Source organism: Micromonospora polyrhachis (genome assembly GCF_014203835.1).
Lineage (GTDB): Bacteria > Actinomycetota > Actinomycetes > Mycobacteriales > Micromonosporaceae > Micromonospora_H > Micromonospora_H polyrhachis.
Map to the genome: position 1 here is coordinate 5,127,741 of NZ_JACHJW010000001.1, position 18,507 is coordinate 5,146,247.

Below are 18,507 nucleotides of genomic sequence, written 5' to 3' on the forward strand. Positions count from 1 at the left end.
GTACGGGCCGAAGAGCAGGCTCAGGAATCCTCCGGGTTCTCCCAGATGGTGGCGCGTGCGGTTACCTGGAAGGAGTCGGCGGGAAAGCGGGTGACGGTGAACATGACGACGCGACCCTTGCTGGTAGTCAGGCAGCCGGTCCGACCGACCGGGATGTGAACCCTTTCGTCGCCGTGCGTGGAGACGCGGTCCGCGCACTGTTGCCGGGTGGGTGTGCCGGGTCCCGGCCACAGGGCAAGGTGCCCACTCGCAGCGGTCAGCGGCCGGTCCGGTCCGGTCAGGCCACGGTTCAGATCGGAGTTGAGGGAGGGCCAGTCCATCTGCACGGTCGGTGGGATCGTGTCGAGGTCGATGCCGTCGTTGTCGAACTGAATCTCGTCGCTCCAGCGGATCTTGTCCGCTGGAGCGGTGCTTTCCGGGGTGGTGCTGGGCGAACCTTCCGGAGAGAGGCCGGTCGATGCGGGCGGGGTGGTGGTCGACGAGCCTCCTGTGGTGGCATTTGCCGCCGGTTCCGGGCCGTTGTCGGCTTGCTTGTCGACCGGAAAGAGCCAGGCGCCTAGCCCGATGACAAGCGCCACCAGCCCAGTGAGACCACTGATGGCAGGCCAGGACTTCCACCAACGTTCGGCAGTGGCATCCATCACGCACCCCCAGTCATGGGGGTCAATCTAACAGTGGCCGCGCCCGTCATGAGATCCGGGCGCGGCCACAGTGGAGCGCGAGTAGAGCCGCGCGCAGCGCCCGACAAAGCCCTACGAGTGGGGGCCTGGGCTAGTGGGCCTGGGCGGCCACCGGCTCCTCGGGTGCCGGGCCATCGGGTGCCGGGCCCTCGGCTACCGGCGAGGTGGCTCGGGCGGCGGCGATCGCGGCCTGGCCGGACGGCATCATGATCGCCACGATCGTGACGGCGATGGTGGCCACACCGGCGACGATCAGCAGGGTCTGGACGCTGATCACGTCGGCCAGTGGGCCGAACACCACCATGCCGATCGGGGTGGCCAGGGCCATCACGATGCCGACGTAGCTGAACACCCGGCCGTGCTTCTCCGGCTCCACCGTCTCCTGGATCAGGGTCATGAACGGGGTGGAGAAGAGTGGAACCGCGAGCCCGAACAGGAACATGAAGCCGTAGAACACCCAGAGATTGGTGCTGAGGCCCAGCGCCACGGTGAAGATCGCGAAGCTGAAGGTGGAGATCAGGATCAGTCCGATCCGGCTACGCTTGGCCAGCCAGGTGGCGATCAACGCTCCACCGAGCATCATTCCGACGCTGAACGCGATCTCCAGCACGGCCAGCATCCACTTCTCGGTGCCGAAGGTGCGGGTCACCATCAGCGGCGTGATGAACGACGGCGCAACGGTGAGCAGGAAGATGATCGCGAACACCAGTAGCAGCCAGCGGACGATCCGGTGGGTCCAGATGTATCGCATGCCCTCGACCAGGTCCTGCCGGTAGGTGGTCGCCGTCTCGGTCATCCGTTCCAGGGTGGGGACCGTGACCAGGGCCAGCAGCCCGATGCCGATTACTGCGGTGATCACGTCCAGGAAGAAGACCGGGACCACTCCGAAGCCGGCGTAGATGGCGGCAGCCGCAGCCGGTGCCAGCAGGGCCATAGCGGAGCTGATGGTCTGGAACATGCCGTTGATCCGCATCAGCTGATCGGCCGGCACGATCTGCGGGATCATCGCCTGCACCGTCGGTGTCTGCACCCCGGCCCCGAAGGAGCGGACCGAGACCGCCAGCAGGATCACCCACAGGTCCGTGACGCCGTTCAACATCAACAGGGCTAGGACCAGGGTCGCCGCCGCGATTCCCGCGTCGGCCATGATCGTCAGCATCTTGCGGTTCATCCGGTCGGCCAGCACGCCACCGAAGATCGACACGATGCCCTGGGGAGCGAACGCGCAGACGGCGTAGAGGGCGATCGCCAGGCCGGACTTGGTCTCCAACGTGACGTACCACATCACCACGTACTGGACGATCATCGAGCCGAACAGCGACACGGTCTGCCCGGACAGGAAGAGCGCGACGTTGCGTTTCCAGTGACTCGGCGCCGGCACGGGACTGGTCTCAGGGGCAAGGCTTGTCTCGGGCACGGTCTCCTCGATCAGGGCAGTCGGTCAGCGGCGACAAAGATAACCGCAGGGTGTGACACCGCCGGGGTGGTACTGCGAACGGCCCAGCTTGGTTCGGGCGGCCGATTCACTCGTACGTCGGTGCGCACTCGCCCGATCAACCCACCTCGGCAACCGTCCCGGCCGAGCCGGGGTTACGCCTGGTGAGGCGGTTGATTTTGGGCAGCATTCAAGATGCTTCCCGTGGCGCGTTCCAAGACCATACCGAGGCAAGGGCGGCGGATGCTCGTGATTTAACCGGACCGGTGTTGGTCGACATGTGTAACTGGGGCACGCCCAGCGCTGCGACCTCGTCGGTGGTGGTCGGTAGGGTAGGGGGTCGCCAGCCAGGGAAGGATTTACCATGTCCGATCTTGAACGTACGCCTGAACAGGCCGCCCGCGAGGCGGGCCTGCGGGAGGTGTCCGACGTGCTGCTCAACATCGAGCAGGCGATCAAGCGGGCAGACCGAGCGCAGCGTACGGTGTCGATGACAGTGGGTTGCGACGACCTGGCCCGCATGCTCACCACCGCCAGCCGCAACCTGGAGACGGCCCGCAAGGACCTCTTCCAGAACGCCTACTTCTCCGCCGACGAGCCGAAGCTGTTCTGAGCGTGCGCAGCGGGGAGGAGATTCGCGCCGCGCAAACCCGGCCAAACCCTCATCGTGCACCACCCGAGGGGCACCACCACCTATACGGGACGGCAAGCATGATCGCGTTTAGCGTGGAGTTCAGCCTGCAAGCTGGCAACGACCAGGGGCCGATCATTGCTCACACGTCTGCGGAGGTCGACGCCGCCTTCGCCCGGATCCTTGCCGCTGCGCCGTTGCTACACAACCCCACTGCTCACGTCCGAGAGCGACCACGGTTCGGCCCTGCTCAGATCCCAGACCATGGCCTCAAGATGGACGTATCTCCCCAATTTGGGGTCGGCGCGCTCGCATACTTCGGTGATCCTGAGAACGAGCAGTCAGGCCCCTGGGTCACCAAATCTGGTGCACAGACCACGAGCGCGCCCCTCCTGCACCGGGACATAGACAGCGCGACACCCTTTCCGGTCGACGCTGCTATCTCCCTCGATCTCATCCGTCAGGCGCTACACGAGTTCCATTCATCCGGTGGCCGTCGACCTCCATCTGTTGCCTGGCAGGCGTCAGCGTCCTGGTAGCAAGAGGGAACTCGTCTACCGCGATGCGGTGACGTGGGGTCGAGGGGTAGGGCTACTTGTCGGCGGGGTCGGCAACGTAGGTGCCCCGCCCCGGCTGCCCGATGATCAGGTCACGGTCATGGAGTAGCGACAATGCCCGATAGACGGTGCCGGTGCTGACCTCGTACATCGCCGCGAGCTGGCTGGTTGAGGGTAGCTTCGTGCCCGGTGCCAGTTCACCGGTCTTGATCTTCTCGGTGATCTCGTTGACGATCCGTCGGAACGATGGCTGCGCTGTGGACATGCGGGTCTCCCGGTTGGTTCGGCATCCCCGATCATGCCCGACCTTGTAGACCTACTGCAATAACTTCAGCTAGCGCACCCGCCATTCGTAGACATGCTGTAGCTGTTGTAGTAGGTTTCGGTCGTCAGCCTCCGGTTGGTTCGGCAAACCATGGAGGAGGGCGACCCCCCGGTCGGGGCGGGTGACAGATGAGGGGACACCCGCCCCGACCCAGCATTCCCCCAGTTCGCGCTGCTCATGGCGAGCGTGAGCGCGAGCGCGGGGGAGGGCGGTCCGGCTCGGTTCTCCCTGATGGGCCGGACCGCCCCTTCGGTCCTCACCCGTGGAAAGGTGGCTGCACCGTGCCCGGATCGCCCCGACTCGTTTCGCCCGACCAACTCCGGTACGTCGTACACCTTCCGGTGCTCGCGTCCGACCTGGACCGGGCCCGGCAGCTTGCCCGGGCGATCGCCCGCTCACTGCGCCGGCTGTCGGCTGTGGACCCCGGCGAGACCACCGTCTCCGAGGAGGCCGACCAGGGCGTACGGCATCGAGTTTTCTGCGATCGCCTGGTCGGCGAGCGGGGCCGGTGTGTGCTGCGTACCGACCACGATGGCCTATGCACCCGTCGGGTGACCCGATGACCTCGGTAACCTGCGCGCGCTGCCAAGGGCTCGCCCTGGTCACCGCCCGGTGCCGGTGCCGGGACGGCGGCGACTCGTTCCTGATCGACGCGACCGATCCGGCGGCGACAGCCGACCGGCCCCCCTGGCCCGACTGTGAGCTGTGCCGAGGCAGCGGCACCACCGCCGCACCCTGCTCCGACTGCGGTCAGCGCGGTCAACGGCGGGCGCAGGTCGTACTCACGGTTGCCAACCTGGACACCGGCGTGGTCGCGTCGGCCAACGTCGTACCCGGGGCTGTAGAACCCACGGCGGACCGTGCCGGGCGGTGGCGGCTGGCGCTGACGCCGCTGCTCGCCGAGCTGGCCGACCAGGTCGGCGCGGTGGAACTCTCGGACCTGGCGGCCCCCGCGCGGAGGCTCGATCCAGCCGACGAGCTGACCGTCCACCTTCCGCACGAGTGGCGACCGGAGCTGCCGGCGGCGGACCGGCAGGCACTGGAGGCGGACGCCATCGCCGGCTGGTCCCGCCATCCGTGGCGGGTCTACCTCGGTCGGGGTGGGCACACCCCGCCGCCGGAGCCTGACCTCGCGCTGGCCCGGCTTCGGGCGGTGGCCGACCTGCTCCGGCTCGACCTGGTGGTCGAGGTCCGGCGGCTTGGCCCGGCCGCCGCCGAGGCGTGGAGCATCCGCTACGAGGTGCCGGGCGCGGACGTGCCGACGAGTCTCGGTCGATCTGCCGACGACCTGCTCACCGCCCTCGCCACCACCAGCGTCACGGACGCGTTGACCGGGCTCGGCGAGCGCTCCCTGACCGCCCCCGCGTATTTCGTCGGTGCGCCGCCGTCGGGTGGCCCGCCGCCGATGGTGGATTCGGCCCCGCCGGTGACCGTCGACCAGTTGGAGCGGCGAATCCTCGGCGACTGCGCGCACTTGGCCGGCGCTCAGGCGATCTGGCGGGATCGGCGGTGGCAGCACACCAGCCTGCGACGCGGCGGTACCACCACGATATTGACGGAACTGCCGACCGGGCAGGTGGAACGGCGGTCTGTCGCCGCGCTCCGGCGCAACTGGGAGCCGCCGCTGCCGTCGTACCTGGGGGAGCCGATTCCGTACACGCCGTGCCGGGACTGCAGCGGCACGGGCACGCGCGGCCGAGGGCTGCACTGCTTCACCTGCGGCGGGGCCCGGCGAATCCACCACGGGGCAGTGCTCACCATCACCGACCTCAACGGTCGGGTGGTGCACCTGAACTGGCATCCCGACGACGACCGTCGGGCGAGCCTGGTCGCCACCCATGCCGGCGGCAATCCGATGTTCCAGCTCGCCGAACGCTTCCGGGTGGGACTCTGGTCGACCGCGTTCGGGGTACGTCCCGAGGAACTGACCGAACTCGACGGCGGTTACGTCATCGACCAGGATCTGCGACAGGGCACGATCACGCTGTCCGACCCGTACGCGAATCCGGTTACGCGGTATCTCGGGGCGGCCAGTCGGGGGCGGCCGGCTGCGCGGCTGCTCGTCTGCGCCCGTCCCTGGGACGCGCCACCCTTGGCAGACCTGGCCCGGCTCGCCCTCGGCCTCGGGCTGGCCGTCGAGGTGGCCGCCCAGGATCACCGGCTGAACCTCGGTGACCTGCGCAGAATCCAGGGAGTCTGGTGGGAGGTCGAGGTCGTTGACCCGGCCACGCCGGTCGACATGCGTAATCCGCCGCTGCGGCAGAGCCTGCCCGAGGCGGTCACCTACTGCCTGCGATATCTCAGCGTCGCGCTGGACAATGCCGTACCGGCTGATCCGGCCCAGCCGCTCCCGGTGCCCCAGCAGCCGTCGGCGACGGTCGAGGTGCCGGACCTGGAGCGCCTGCTGCTCCGGTTGGCCGCCGAGCAGCCGGGGCAGCCGGTGGTGGCCCGCCTCGACCGTGCCGGTTGCCGTACGTACCCCGCCTGATCCGGCTTTCGTTGCTGTTGGCGCCGCTACGCCTACGGTGTCGTGGCCGCGAGCTTCAGACAATCCAGCAATGCGGCCTCGGCCGCCGAACCGGGAGCCGGAGTGGCATCCTCCAATCCCGTTGTCCTGCCTTCCAGCAATGCTGCTCGCTGCTCCGGTGACGCGTGGGTCGCATACCAGGCCGCGACGCAGGAGACAGCCTTGTCGGGGGCTCCAGACATCTGCGGATTGGCTCTGATCTTCGTGGCGAATTCCTCCGCACTTGGGTCGTCGTCGGCACAACCGGTCATCGAGATGGCAAGCAGCAGGAGGGCCAGCAGACGTGCTGGCCGGGAACGCATGGTCACAGCGGCAGCCTAATGTAAGCGCGTTCACACATTAACCAGCATCGCTGGAAAGATCGTTCTTGCGTACCTTGCTCAAGTGTGCATCGCAAGATTTTCGCTGGTCGGGGGCGCGGGTGAACCGGCTCGCGGAGGTGGCTCGCCGGAGTGTCGGTCAGTACGTGAACGGTGACGCTTGGTTGCGACCTGCGCTGGCGTGGATGACGTTTGCGCTGCTCAGGGTGGATGTCGGACGCATCTTGCTCATTTCGGCGCGCTGTGCGCCCAGTGCTTTCGCGTGAGGGATTCGTCACACAAGGTGGGGCAGCGGGGTGGGATTTTGCTGGATAAGTTGTCGTCCATCAATGTCTGGCTGCCGGTTCACGAGTTGGCGAACTGGTGGTTCACCCGCTCTGCATAGGGGGATCAATGCGTTTGGCGCGTCGTCTCCGTACAAGGTCGCGGTTGGTGCCCGCGTTGCTGGCGGCGGCGGTCGTCATCGCGGGCCTGCCGGCCAATCCGGTACAGGCCAAACGGCCCGAGGAACCACCGAAGCCAGAGAAGTCGCTGGCGGCACCGGCACCAGCCGGACCGCGCGACTACTTCTACGATGCCGCCGGCCAACTCGTCGGCGTCGCCGATTCGGCCACCGGGGCGGCGTCCTATCGCTACGACGACGCGGGCAACCTTCTGGAGACCAAGCGGCTCGCCGCGGATGCGCTTGCGGTGTTCGCGCTGGTACCAGCCCGGGGACCGGTCGGCACCACAGTGGAGATCAGCGGCACCGGCTTCGCCACCACTGCCGCAGACAACACCGTCACTGTGGATGGCATAGCGGCGGCGGTCACCACCGCCACTGCGAACCGGCTCAAGGTTACGGTGCCCGCCGGAGTTGCGGACGGGCACTTCACGGTGACCGCGAACGGCAAGACGGCGCAGAGTCCACGGCCGTTCCTCGTCGAGGCCGGTACACCCGTACCGACGATCACGGCCGTCTCCACCGACCGAGGCAACAAGAACGACCTGGTCACCATCACGGGCACCGGATTCGACCTGGACAAGACCCGAAACGTCGTGATGTTCCACCGCACCGTGGCCCAGGTGCAGTCGGCATCGACGACGAGCCTGACCGTACGGGTGCCAGCCGCTGCCTCGTCCGGGCGGATCTCAGTGCGTACTCCGGGTGGCATGGCGCAGAGCGCGACCGACTTCCTGGTGGCACCGCGTGGCTTCGTCATGAACCAGCTCGTGTACGCCGGCACCCTGGTGGCCGGCCAGCCAGCGGTCACCGCGACCATCCCGGCGGGCAAGTCCGCGCTGCTGCTCCTCCAGGGGACGGCGGGTGAGCGAATCAACGTGACCGTGGACAACAACACGGTCCCGGTCCGCTCGGCGCTGTGGATGTTCACGCCGTACGGCGGCAACTTCGGCCGGGGATCACTCGGTGACCCGATCGACGTCTGGGCCGGCGGGAAACTCACCCAGGACCTGCCAGCGCTGCCGGCCACCGGCACGTACGCGATGGTGATCAAGCCGAACGACGACGCGGGCGGGTCGTTGCGGGTCGCTGCCTCCCACACGATGGCCGGCCTGACGCTGACCAAGGACGGCGCGGGGGTGCCGTTCCAGATCACGGTGCCGCAGCAGGCGACGGTCTTCCCGTTCACCGCCGCCGCCGGGGAGTGGCTCAGCCTGGGTTTGACCGAGCTGAGTAAGCCGGGGAACCGCTTCGTCGTGACCATCACCGCCCCGGACGGTACGTCACTGAACTGGAACTATCCGCTGTCCCAGTACATCCCGACGATGATCTACAAGGCGAAGCAGACCGGCACCCATCAACTCGCCGTCACCTTTGGACCCAACGAGCGCGGTTTCGGCAAGGTCTGGCTCTCGGCCGTCATCAACGGACCCACCCTCGGGATCAACGGTGCCGACGCGGCGATCCGCATCGAACGGCCCGGCCAGTCCGTACGGTTGCCCTTCGCCGGCACCACCGGCCAGGTGCTGCAACTTGGCTACTCCGAGAACACGTTGCAGCAGAACGACCGCCCCGCCTACCCGGGCGCGTTGCTCATCGAGCCCGACGAGGTCCAGCGGGAACTGTTGAGCGGCGGCTATCCCGAGGCCCGCAACCTGCCGACGCTGCGTAAGACGGGCCAGCATGCGCTGCTCATCACCGGCTGGCAATCCGTCGGCACGGTCCGGACCTGGCTGTCCACGGCGATCGAAGCTGGACCGCTGGCGGTCAACAGCCGAAAGACAGTCACCATCGACCGTCCGGGACGAGACGCCTGGTTCGACTTCGACGGGGTCCAGGGCCGGCCGTTGTCGCTCGGCACGATCAACAACGCGATACCGGGCGAGGTGACGCTGCGGCTGTACCGACCAAACGGCAGCCTGGTGAGCCTCGGCACCGGTCGCAGCATCGAGGTCGCGGCGCTGCCCGACACCGGTCGGTATCGACTCCAGGTAGACCCGGAGGCATCCGGGACCGGGCCGGTCAACGTCTACGCGGCGGAGCCGGTGGACCTCGGCCTGATGACGCTGGACACCGCACTGCCGGCACCAGTGACGCTGCCCGGTCAGAAGGTCGTCGGGCGGTTCACCGGGCAGGTCGGTCAGCGGCTCTCCCTCGGCATGACCAGCTCCCTCGCCGTGGTGTCGGTACGCGTCAACAAACCGGACGGCACCTACTTCTGGAGCGGCAACGTCGACACGGTCTGGGGTCAGGACCTGCCCGCACTGACGGTCGCCGGCGACTACCGGATAGAGATCAGTACCTTCAACCGGGAAACCGGTGACCTCACCGTCTATCTCTCCACCGAATCGGACGCGGGCACAGCCGTGGTCGACGGCCCGGCCCAGACGGTCACCATCGCGAGACCGGCGCAGAACGGGCGGATCAGCTTTGCCGGTAACGTCAATGACCGGCTCGACATCCACGTCACTCGGTGGGCGCTGACCGGCAACAACCGGTTCTACTTCACCCTCTACGGCCCGGACGGGCGGGCACTGGCCACCCGCCGGTGGATGTACTACGACCGGGAGACCTTCCCAACCCTGACCGCCGCCGGTACGCACACCCTCGTGCTGGATCCACCGCAGGGTGCCGCCGGTGAGGTCGACGTCATCGTCAAGAGCCGTACCGCCCCGGTGGCTCCGCAGTCCACTCGGAAGAAGCGGGACGAGCCGGCCCGGCCTACCGTCACGCCGGCCTGTGACACCGAGCCGGAACGGATCACCGCGCCGACCGCGCCCGTACCCCGGCAGCCGGGTGAGCCACCAGCCCAGGCGGAACCGCAGCCCGAGCCGAAGCCAGCTCCCGGCTGTGACAACGCCGGCTGGACACCGGACGCCAAGAACCTCAGCGGTCAGGACTGGACCACCCGGCGCAAGCCCATGCCCACCCGCGAGCGGGCGTTGCAGTTCCCGGTCGGGATGACCGGTGTGGTCGGTCGGGTGCTCGACACCGACGACCGCCCCCTGGCCAAGGTCACCATCAGCGTGGGGGACCGGAAGGTCACCACCGACGCGGACGGCCTGTTCGCACTGACCGGTGTGCCCGGTGGGCACATCTCCCTGCGGGTGGACGGCCGGACGGCGGCAACGAAGAACCGCAGCTACGGAGTCTTCGACATCGGCCTGGAGATGACCCGGGGCCAGATGCTGGTGCTGCCGTACACGGTGTTCCTGCCGGTGCTGGACCAGGCCAACAGCGTGTCGGTCGCGAGCCCGACCACCGAGGAGGTCGTGCTCACCACCCGGGCGATCCCCGGCCTCGAAGTGCACATCCCCGCCGGAACGATCGTCCGTGACGTGGACGGCAACGTCGCCACCGAGCTGAGCCTGACGCCGATCCCGATCGACCGCCCGCCGTTCCCGTTGCCGCCGACCAAGGTGCCGGTCTACTTCACGGTGCAACCCGGCGGCGGGGTGCTTTTTCCCGAGGGCGCGCGGATCATCTACCCCAACTACACCAAGGAACCGCCCGGCACCCGTACCCAGTTCTGGAACTACGACCCGGATGGAAAGGGCTGGCACCTCTACGGCCTCGGCAAGGTTTCCCCGGACGGCAAGCAGATTATCCCTGACCCCGACGTCAGGTTCTACCGGCTGACCGGCGCGATGACCGCCGTACCCGGGATGAACCCGGCCCGGGTGGCCCCGAAGCCGAACGGCACCCGGGTCGGGGACCCCGTCGACCCGTCCACCGGCCTGCTCGTCGACGAAACCGTCGATATGACGGTGAACGACATTGTGCCGATCCGGATCAAGCGCACCTATCAGCAGGGGGATGTTGACGTCCGGCCGTTCGGCGTGGGCACCAACTTCGACTACGGCATGTTCCCCTGGTCACCCGGTCAGATCGGCAACTTCGACTTCCAACAGTTTGACCTGGTTCAGCCGGACGGCAGCAAGATTCACTACCAGCGCACCTCGCCGGGCGACGACTACGCCGGCGCGGTCTTCACCGCTGACCCGACGCCCACCGCGTATGACGGCTCGACCGTCGCCTGGAACGGCGACGGCTGGGATGTCAAGCTACGCGACGGCACGGTCTTCGTGCTCGGTGACGAGGCACCCATCCAGGAGATCCGCGACAAGCACGGCAACACGACGACCATCACCCGGGCCACCACGCCGCCCGGCACCGACGGCAAGGTCCGGCTCAACGGTGCGATCACCCAGATCACCTCACCGAGCGGTCGCTGGGTCAAGTTCAGCTACGACCAGGCCAACCCGCCCAAGATCGTCGGCATCGAGGACAACATCGGCCGCAAGGTCACCTACACCTACGACACAACCAACCGACTTTCCACCATCACCGATGTACGTGGCGGCGTCACCCGATACACGTGGGAAAACGGGCTGCTGAAGACCATCACCGACCCGCGCGACATCACGTACCTGGTGAACACCTACGACTCCGCCGGTCGGGTGCACACCCAGAAGGCCGCCGACGGTGGCATCACCACCTTCGACTACACCGTCGCCAACGATGTGATCACCGAGACCCGGATGACAGACCCGCGCGGGCACGTCCGCCGGTTCACCTTCAACGCCCAGGGCTCGGTGCTCACCGACACCCGCGCCTACGGCACCCCGCTGGCGCAGACCACCACGCACGAGTACGACGCCGCTGGGGCCCGCAGGACGGCGACGATCGACGCGCTGAACCGACGTACCACGTACGTCTACAACGGTCGAGGCCAGATCACCGAGGTAACGGTGCTGGCCGGGACACCGCAGGCGCGAACCGAGAAGTTCGAGTACAACGGCCCCTACGCCGAGTTGACCAAGTCCACGGACTCCTACAACAAGTCCACGGTCTACGAACTCGACACCCGTGGTGCGGTCAAGAGCATCACCGACCCGATGAACCGGAAGACGACCTTCACCGTCAACGCCAGCGGCCTGGTCACGGCAGTCACGGACCCGGCGAACAAGTCAGTGGTGACGGACTACGTCGGCTCTGACCCGATCAAGGTCACCGACCAGTTGGGCCGCATCAGTCACGCCGGCTACGACGCGATCGGACGACAGATCCAGACGCTGGACGGGCACGGTGGTCGCACCGACATCGGGTACGACGCCGCCGACCAGGTTCGATCGGTGACGGACCCGCTGGGTCGCACCAACAGCTTCGAGTACGACCCGAACGGCAACCAGACAAAGGTCATAGACGCACGTCAGGGAACGACCGTCTTCGGCTACACCAACATGGACCGAGTCGGGTCGATCACCGACCCGAAGGGTGCCGTCGAGTCGATCGAGTACGACCTCAACGGCAACCAGAAGAAACACACCAGCCGACGGAACGTCGTCACCGAGCACGACTACGACGAGCTCGACCGGGTCACCCAGACCCGGATCGGGACCGGTTCCACCATCGGCTACATCTACGACGCGGGTGGCCGCCTGCGGAGCACCGACGACTCGGTCGCCGGGGTGACGACCGTCGACTACGACGACCTCGACCGGGTCACGGCGGAAACCACGCCGCAGGGCACCGTGTCGTACGCATACAGCGCGACCGTTCGGGACCGGACGATGACGGTTCCCGGGCGGAGCGCGACCCGTCACATCTATGACGCCAACGGTGAGCTCGCGGAGATCCAGCAAGGCGGGACCGCAGTCACGACCGTGGGGCGCGACCTCATCGGCCGTCCCGAGCGGGTTGGTGCCCCAGGCACGGGCGTCAGCCAGACCTACGCCTACAACGACGCGGGACAGGTCAGCTCGATCACCTACCGGGCGAACACTACCGTGCTCGGCGACATCGGTTACCAGTACGACGACGCCGGTCAGCCGATTCGTACCACCGGCAGCTACTCCCGTACCCAGTTGCCGGCTGCGTTCGGCCCCGCCACCTACGACCAGGCCAACCGGATCGAGACCATCGCCGGGGTCACCGTCAGCTACGACGCCGACGGCAACCTGACCTCCGACGGCACGACCACCTACACCTGGAACGACCGTGGCGAACTGGCCGGGCTGTCCCGGACCGGGTTGACGGCCACCTTCGGATACGCCACGGACGGCCGACGGCTGGATCGCACCATCAACAGCGCCACCACCAACTACCTGTACGACGGGCCGAACCCGTTGCAGGAAAAGGTGAACGGTGCGGTGACCGCGACCATGACCAGCGCCGGCACCGACGGCTGGCAGCTACGCGAGTCCGGCGGTACGACGAAGCGGTATCTCACCGACGCGTTGGGCAGCACGCTCGGCCTGGTCGACAACGCTGGTGCCGGAGCTTCCTACGCGTACGAGCCTTTCGGCGCGACGACGGTCGACGGCAACGATGACGGTAATCCCTACCGGTATACCGGACGGGAGGACGACGGGACCGGGCTCTACTACTACCGGAACCGCTACTACAGCCCGCTGTTGCAGCGATTCATCAGCGAAGACCCGATCGGCCTCGCCTCCGGCGACACCAACCCGTACGCATACGTCTTCAACCACCCCACCGCGCTGACCGACCCGATGGGTACCAAGCCTGCGGGGTCGCGGGGCAACTGTCTCAGCAACAGCTTCACTCCGGAGACTCCGGTGCAGATGGCCGATGGTGCGCGGAAGCGAATCGCCGACGTCAGGGTGGGCGACAAGGTCCTCGCCACCGACCCGGAGACCGGTGAGACAGCCAGCAGGACGGTTACCGCGACAATTACGGGCGAGGGCCAGAAGCGTCTGGTCGACATCTCCACGGACAACGACGGCGACGGCACCTCCGATGGCACGGTCACCGCCACTGACGGACATCCGTTCTGGGTCGCCAAACCAGGAGAGTGGCGCGACGCCAAGGACCTTAAGAGCGGTGATCTGCTCCGAACCGGGTCCGGAACCTACGTTCAAATCACCGCCGTCGAACACCGCACCGCCGCGCAGCGCGTCCACAACCTCACCGTCGACGACCTACACACGTACTATGTGGTCGCAGGCGGCACGCCAGTCCTTGTCCACAACATCGGCGGACGTAGGGGCGGCTATCGTGACGCATGCAAACTATTCTTGCCAGGTCCGAACACTCAGCAATGGATCAATGCTCGTGGGCCGGAGCGGGACTTCACGGCGGCCGAGATTGCCCAGGTCAACGCGATCGGCAACAGGTACGGTTGTCACACCTGTTCGGCAACGGTGTCGGGCATGCCGAGCGGCACCTGGTTTAAAGATCATCAACCTGTGTCGGCTTTTATCAAGAACCCTAGCGGCATTCATGTCCCCCAGATTCTGCTGCCGCAATGCCGTCAATGCAGCAATTCCCAGGGAACGTGGACAGGGTTGATGAAGCGAGACGGTATCAATCCGTACGAGGATCTGCTGTAGGTGGCTGGCAATGTCTGACAGATCAAGTCCCGGTGCAAAATATGAACATCTTGTGCCGGTTCCATGGGGAACGGTCCGTATCGAAGCGATAGGGGCGGGCGGGAGTGTTCCGTTCATCGATCTGGCGGTATCCACCGTGGCGGCTGAGGAGAGCTGCGTCACGGTTGCGGTGGTACCCCCGGACATGGCCTCGGTGCTTATTCGGATCATCGGTGATGATGCGCAGGACGGTGAATCCGTTGTCTTCGACGGCTATCTTGAGGTTCCCGAAGGGCTTGTGGAAGTAGCCGATGTTGCCAGCGAGGAGTTCGCCTTTGTCTACCGGGTTCCCGTCGGGAATATGCATTTGCGGATAGTCGTCGACGATGTGCTGGAGGCGACGACGCTGACTATCTCCATGTCCCAGCTCATTGAAGAAGTTGCTCAATCAAAAACTGATCGAACGTGAAGGGTCGACGAAAATGGGGAGAGGTGCAGTAGGTGCGGTCAGGGCTCGTCAGCGACTACTGTCGGCACTGCTTGCCGGTGTGACACTTGCTGCGTCGTTTGCGACAGCGGATGGGGCGCAGGCGGCGCTGCCGGTGGAGGGGCCGATCCACATTCCAACGATGACGATCGAGGGTCGGTACATCGTGTCGTTGAAAGGCGCGGCGGGGCCGTCTGTCCAGTCAGCCGCAGGGGCGGTTGCCTCCCGGTACGGCGGTCGGGTGGAGCGGACGTACCAGCGGGCTTTGAACGGGTTCGTGTTGACCGCGACGGAGGCGCAGGCCCGGCGGCTCGCGGCCGACCCGCAGGTGGAGCGGGTGGAGGCCGACTCGGTTGTTTCGGGCGCGGAAACGCGCTACTACCCGCTGTGGAATCTGGACCGGGTCGATCAGCGTTCGTCGGTGCTGGATGATGAGTTTCGCTATCCGGATCAGGCCGGGGCTGGGGTGACCGCGTACATCATGGACACCGGTATCCGGACCAGCCACAGCCAGTTTGGCGGGCGTGCCACGGTGGGGTTCGACGCGATCGATGACGGCTGGAATGGGCAGGACTGCAACGAGCAGGGGCACGGCACCCACGTGGCCGGCACCGTGGGTGGGGCCACCTACGGCATGGCGAACCAGGTCAACCTGGTCTCGGTGCGGGTGCTCGCCTGTAACAACCTCGGCCTGACCAGCCAGATCATCGCCGGTGTCGACTGGATAACGCAGAACGCGCAGCGTCCGGCCGTGGTGAACATGAGCCTCGGCGGTGGGGAGTCGCCGACGATGGAGATTGCGGTGGCAAACTCGATCGCCTCGGGCATCACCTATGTGGTGGCAGCGGGAAACAAGGAGCAGGACGCCTGCAACTTCAGCCCGGCCGGGGTACCGGCGGCGATCACGGTCGGAGCGAGCAACCCGATGGCGGAACGGGCCACCGGTTGGGGCGGGACCGACACCGGCTCGAACTGGGGCACCTGTGTCGACCTGTTCGCACCCGGCGAGAGCATCCGGTCGGCGCACAACGCGACCGACCTGGCGTCGCGGGTGCTACGCGGCACGTCGATGGCCGCACCGCACGTGGCCGGGGCCGCCGCGCTGGTGTTGTCGGTGTATCCCACCGCGACGCCGGCCCAGGTGGCGAGCATCCTGGTCGGCCGGGCCACCCCGGATGCCCTGCGGGCGGACACCCTGCGCGGTTCGCCGAACAGGCTGCTCTACGCCCCGGAGGTCATCGATCCACCGGCTCTTGTATGACCGACCGTGACACGGTCAGCCGGCGGGCGTTCCTCGCTGCTGCCGGTGCGGTCGGGCTGACCGGAGCCACCGCCTGTGGTGGCTCCGGCACCGATGGCTCCGCCGCCGGGAAACCATCGGTCACGGCCAGCCCGACCGAACCGGTACGACCTGCGCAGGTGGCGCGGGTCGCCAGGCAGGAGGCGGTCGAGGCCCCGGCACCCGGGGCGACGCTGCTGGTGGCGTACGACGTGGAGGCCACGGACCGGGCCGGGCTGACGGCGGCGCTGCGGGCGGTGAGCGCCCGGGTGGCGGGTGCCGCCGCGACGGTCGCGGTGGGTGCGTCGCTCTTCGACCAGCGGTACGGGTTGCGCGCACCGCGTCTGCTCACGCCGATGCCGGCGTTCCGTGCCGACGTGCTCGATCCGGACTGGTGCCACGGTGACCTGCTGGTGCAGATCTCGGCCGACGATCCGGAGGCGCTGGCGGTGCGGCTTGGCCGGCCGATACCCGGGCTGCGGCAGCGCTGGCACATCGAGGGCTTCCACCCGCCCGGCGGTTCTGGTGTCCGGAACCTGTTCGGGTTTCGGGAGGGCGTGGGCAATCCCGACCCGACGGACCGTGAGCTGCTGGACCGGCTGGTCTGGGTGCAGCCCGGCGACGACGAACCGGCTTGGTGCGTCGGGGGCACCTACCAGGTGGTACGGCTGATCCGGCTGGCGATGCCGACCTGGGACGCGGAGCCGGCAGCGGTGCACGAGCGGGTGTTCGGCCGGAGCAAGGAGACCGGGGCACCGCTCGGCCGGTCACACGAGACGGACGAGCCCGACTTCGCGGCCGATCCGGACGGGCGGGTGATTCCGCTGGACGCGCACATCCGCCGGGCGAACCCGCGTACCCCGGAGAGTGAGCGGCATCGGATTCTGCGTCGGGGCTACTCCTACCGTCGTACTCCCACGGTGGCCGGTACACAGGACGTGGGGCACATCTTCATCTGCTTCCAGCGGGACGTGGAGCGCGGCTTCGCGACGATCCAGCGCCGACTCTCGGGCGAGGCGTTGGAGCGTTACACCCTGCCGTTCGGCGGCGGCTACTACTTCGTCCTGCCAGCCAGCACGGGCGCGGACGACTACCTGGGCCGTACGATGCTGCACTCGTGATAGGAGCAGCCCGAAAAGCGAGGAACATCTGGAGTTGGACTGGCGGGACGGCGATTAGATGAGGACCTTGTGGGATCGGGAGATGCAACCCGAGTGCGAGCTTCTCGGAGCGATGTTGCCTGCCGTTCGGCTTGAGCTGGTCAGGCGGGTGGTCAATTGGACGGTGGATGCACTTCCGGCGGAATGTCGAGAGCTGTTGGATTCGGACGGTGGCGAGTGGGTGGGTCATGCAGTCCGCATGATCGATGCGGCTGCGGATGGTCGGACTGCGCACGACGAAGATGTCGGTCCGGTGGTTGATGAGCTGCTGGAACTCGCCGACGATGTGGATTTCGTGCCGCTCTGGCAGTTATTCAACGCACTGGTGTACGGAGTTGGGGTTTCTGCGGCGGAAATGAGCGGACAAACGACGACCGAGATCCTTTCCGCATGTTACGACACGGTGCGAGATTGTGCGGATCTGCCCGATGTTGCTCTGTCGGAGCCGGCAGAGGTGGTTCTCGGGAGAGAGTGGGCGAACGACGCGTGCCGGGCGGCCATAGTGCGGCAGAAGGAGTTGGTGCGCGAAGTCGCGCAGTTCCACCATCGGGTCTCCCAGCACGGTATCGCCGTTCCACGCGTAGAGGTACGCGGTGCCGGTGCGGTTGGCCTTGACGGTGATCAGGATGCCACCGCTCACCCGCTGTGCCGTGCTGACGGTGAAGGTGTTGTTAGGTAGCTGGGCAGCGTGCCCGGCGCGGTCTCGGACTCCGGGCGCGAAGTGTGGAAACTGGATTCCAGACCACCAGCCGGGTCTCATCATTCGTGCCAGACGGAACCACGCAACGCTTGTTCCCGCATTGCCAGCAATGCTCAAACCTGCAGATGCGAGCAACGAGAGTCTGGAAACAACGAGGCTGGAACCCGTACGGATCCTGACAATCGAGTAGCATCTGAATATGCCCATGCTTGGACAGCTCAGCGCCCTCATCGGTGGAGGTGTGCTCTTCATCGGTGACAACGAAAGTCAAGCGGACGAGGATCTCGGTGAGGCTGGGCCCCATCCCGTGCTGGACGTGGGGCCCAGTCAGGTCATAGTCCGGGTCCAGAACGGCGCTGCGGATGGCGCTACCACCGTCCGCGTTGCCTCCATCGTTATCGACGATCCAGTGGGGCCAATTGTCTTCGACGGCACGCTACGTATTTCTAGTGGAGTTTTACGGGTGGGTGACGGGCTGGATCTCGCGGTGCTCCGGTTTCAGGTTCCTATCGGCGACCTGCCGGTACGAGTTTATGTAGACGCCGATCAACCTGATTTCTATTCGCCGGAGTTCGTCGACATCGTTTTGCCGAAAATTGGACATCTCGTCGTGAGGGAAATGGTTTGATT

14 protein-coding genes are annotated in these 18,507 nt (G+C 66.6%); 10 read left to right on the top strand and 4 right to left on the bottom strand.

Going from position 1 to position 18,507, the window contains the following annotated elements; all coding sequences use genetic code 11:
• Nucleotides 1–20: 20 nt before the first annotated feature.
• Nucleotides 21–641, bottom strand: coding sequence for a hypothetical protein (locus FHR38_RS22715; protein ID WP_184536575.1), 621 nt, complete (start codon nucleotides 639–641; stop codon nucleotides 21–23).
• 130 nt (nucleotides 642–771) lie between these two features.
• Complete coding sequence (locus tag FHR38_RS22720) at nucleotides 772–2,097, bottom strand: MFS transporter (protein WP_221449129.1); 1,326 nt, start codon at nucleotides 2,095–2,097, stop codon at nucleotides 772–774.
• A 382-nt stretch (nucleotides 2,098–2,479) separates the two neighbouring features.
• Between FHR38_RS22720 and FHR38_RS22725 the strand changes: the two genes are divergently transcribed.
• Nucleotides 2,480–2,728, top strand: a complete 249-nt coding sequence (locus FHR38_RS22725; RefSeq protein WP_184536576.1) for a hypothetical protein — start codon at nucleotides 2,480–2,482, stop codon at nucleotides 2,726–2,728.
• Nucleotides 2,729–2,826: 98 nt separating this feature from the next.
• On the top strand, nucleotides 2,827–3,285 hold the full coding sequence (locus FHR38_RS33600; protein WP_376771426.1) for an Imm1 family immunity protein: 459 nt from the start codon (nucleotides 2,827–2,829) through the stop codon (nucleotides 3,283–3,285).
• 52 nt (nucleotides 3,286–3,337) lie between these two features.
• On the opposite strand, the gene FHR38_RS22735 is transcribed toward FHR38_RS33600, so the two are convergent.
• Nucleotides 3,338–3,568, bottom strand: a complete 231-nt coding sequence (locus FHR38_RS22735; RefSeq protein WP_184536578.1) for a GntR family transcriptional regulator — start codon at nucleotides 3,566–3,568, stop codon at nucleotides 3,338–3,340.
• A gap of 341 nt (nucleotides 3,569–3,909) precedes the next feature.
• Here FHR38_RS22735 and FHR38_RS22740 point away from each other — a divergent pair, with 341 nt between their 5' ends.
• Nucleotides 3,910–4,191, top strand: a complete 282-nt coding sequence (locus FHR38_RS22740) for a hypothetical protein (RefSeq protein WP_184536579.1) — start codon at nucleotides 3,910–3,912, stop codon at nucleotides 4,189–4,191.
• Nucleotides 4,188–6,116, top strand: coding sequence for a hypothetical protein (locus FHR38_RS22745; RefSeq protein WP_184536580.1), 1,929 nt, complete (start codon nucleotides 4,188–4,190; stop codon nucleotides 6,114–6,116). Before FHR38_RS22740 ends, FHR38_RS22745 begins: the two co-directional genes overlap by 4 nt.
• Nucleotides 6,117–6,148: 32 nt before the next feature.
• On the opposite strand, the gene FHR38_RS22750 is transcribed toward FHR38_RS22745, so the two are convergent.
• Nucleotides 6,149–6,463 carry a hypothetical protein gene (locus tag FHR38_RS22750; protein ID WP_184536581.1) on the bottom strand — a complete coding sequence of 105 codons (315 nt, stop codon included), beginning with the start codon at nucleotides 6,461–6,463 and terminating at the stop codon, nucleotides 6,149–6,151.
• A 444-nt stretch (nucleotides 6,464–6,907) separates the two neighbouring features.
• Here FHR38_RS22750 and FHR38_RS22755 point away from each other — a divergent pair, with 444 nt between their 5' ends.
• From FHR38_RS22755 to FHR38_RS22780, 6 genes are all read left to right on the top strand, one after another.
• Nucleotides 6,908–14,272 carry a polymorphic toxin-type HINT domain-containing protein gene (locus FHR38_RS22755; protein WP_184536582.1) on the top strand — a complete coding sequence of 2,455 codons (7,365 nt, stop codon included), beginning with the start codon at nucleotides 6,908–6,910 and terminating at the stop codon, nucleotides 14,270–14,272.
• 10 nt (nucleotides 14,273–14,282) lie between these two features.
• Nucleotides 14,283–14,720, top strand: a complete 438-nt coding sequence (locus tag FHR38_RS22760; RefSeq protein WP_184536583.1) for a hypothetical protein — start codon at nucleotides 14,283–14,285, stop codon at nucleotides 14,718–14,720.
• 160 nt (nucleotides 14,721–14,880) lie between these two features.
• Nucleotides 14,881–15,999, top strand: coding sequence for a S8 family peptidase (locus FHR38_RS22765; protein ID WP_184536584.1), 1,119 nt, complete (start codon nucleotides 14,881–14,883; stop codon nucleotides 15,997–15,999).
• A complete protein-coding gene (locus tag FHR38_RS22770) occupies nucleotides 15,996–17,138 on the top strand; it encodes a Dyp-type peroxidase (protein WP_184536585.1) in 1,143 nt (380 codons plus the stop codon). Before FHR38_RS22765 ends, FHR38_RS22770 begins: the two co-directional genes overlap by 4 nt.
• Before the next feature lie 82 nt (nucleotides 17,139–17,220).
• Nucleotides 17,221–17,856: a hypothetical protein gene (locus tag FHR38_RS22775; RefSeq protein WP_184536586.1), complete on the top strand. Its 636-nt coding sequence runs from the start codon at nucleotides 17,221–17,223 to the stop codon at nucleotides 17,854–17,856.
• A gap of 220 nt (nucleotides 17,857–18,076) precedes the next feature.
• Nucleotides 18,077–18,505, top strand: coding sequence for a hypothetical protein (locus FHR38_RS22780; protein ID WP_184536587.1), 429 nt, complete (start codon nucleotides 18,077–18,079; stop codon nucleotides 18,503–18,505).
• The last annotated feature ends 2 nt before the right edge of the window (nucleotides 18,506–18,507 follow it).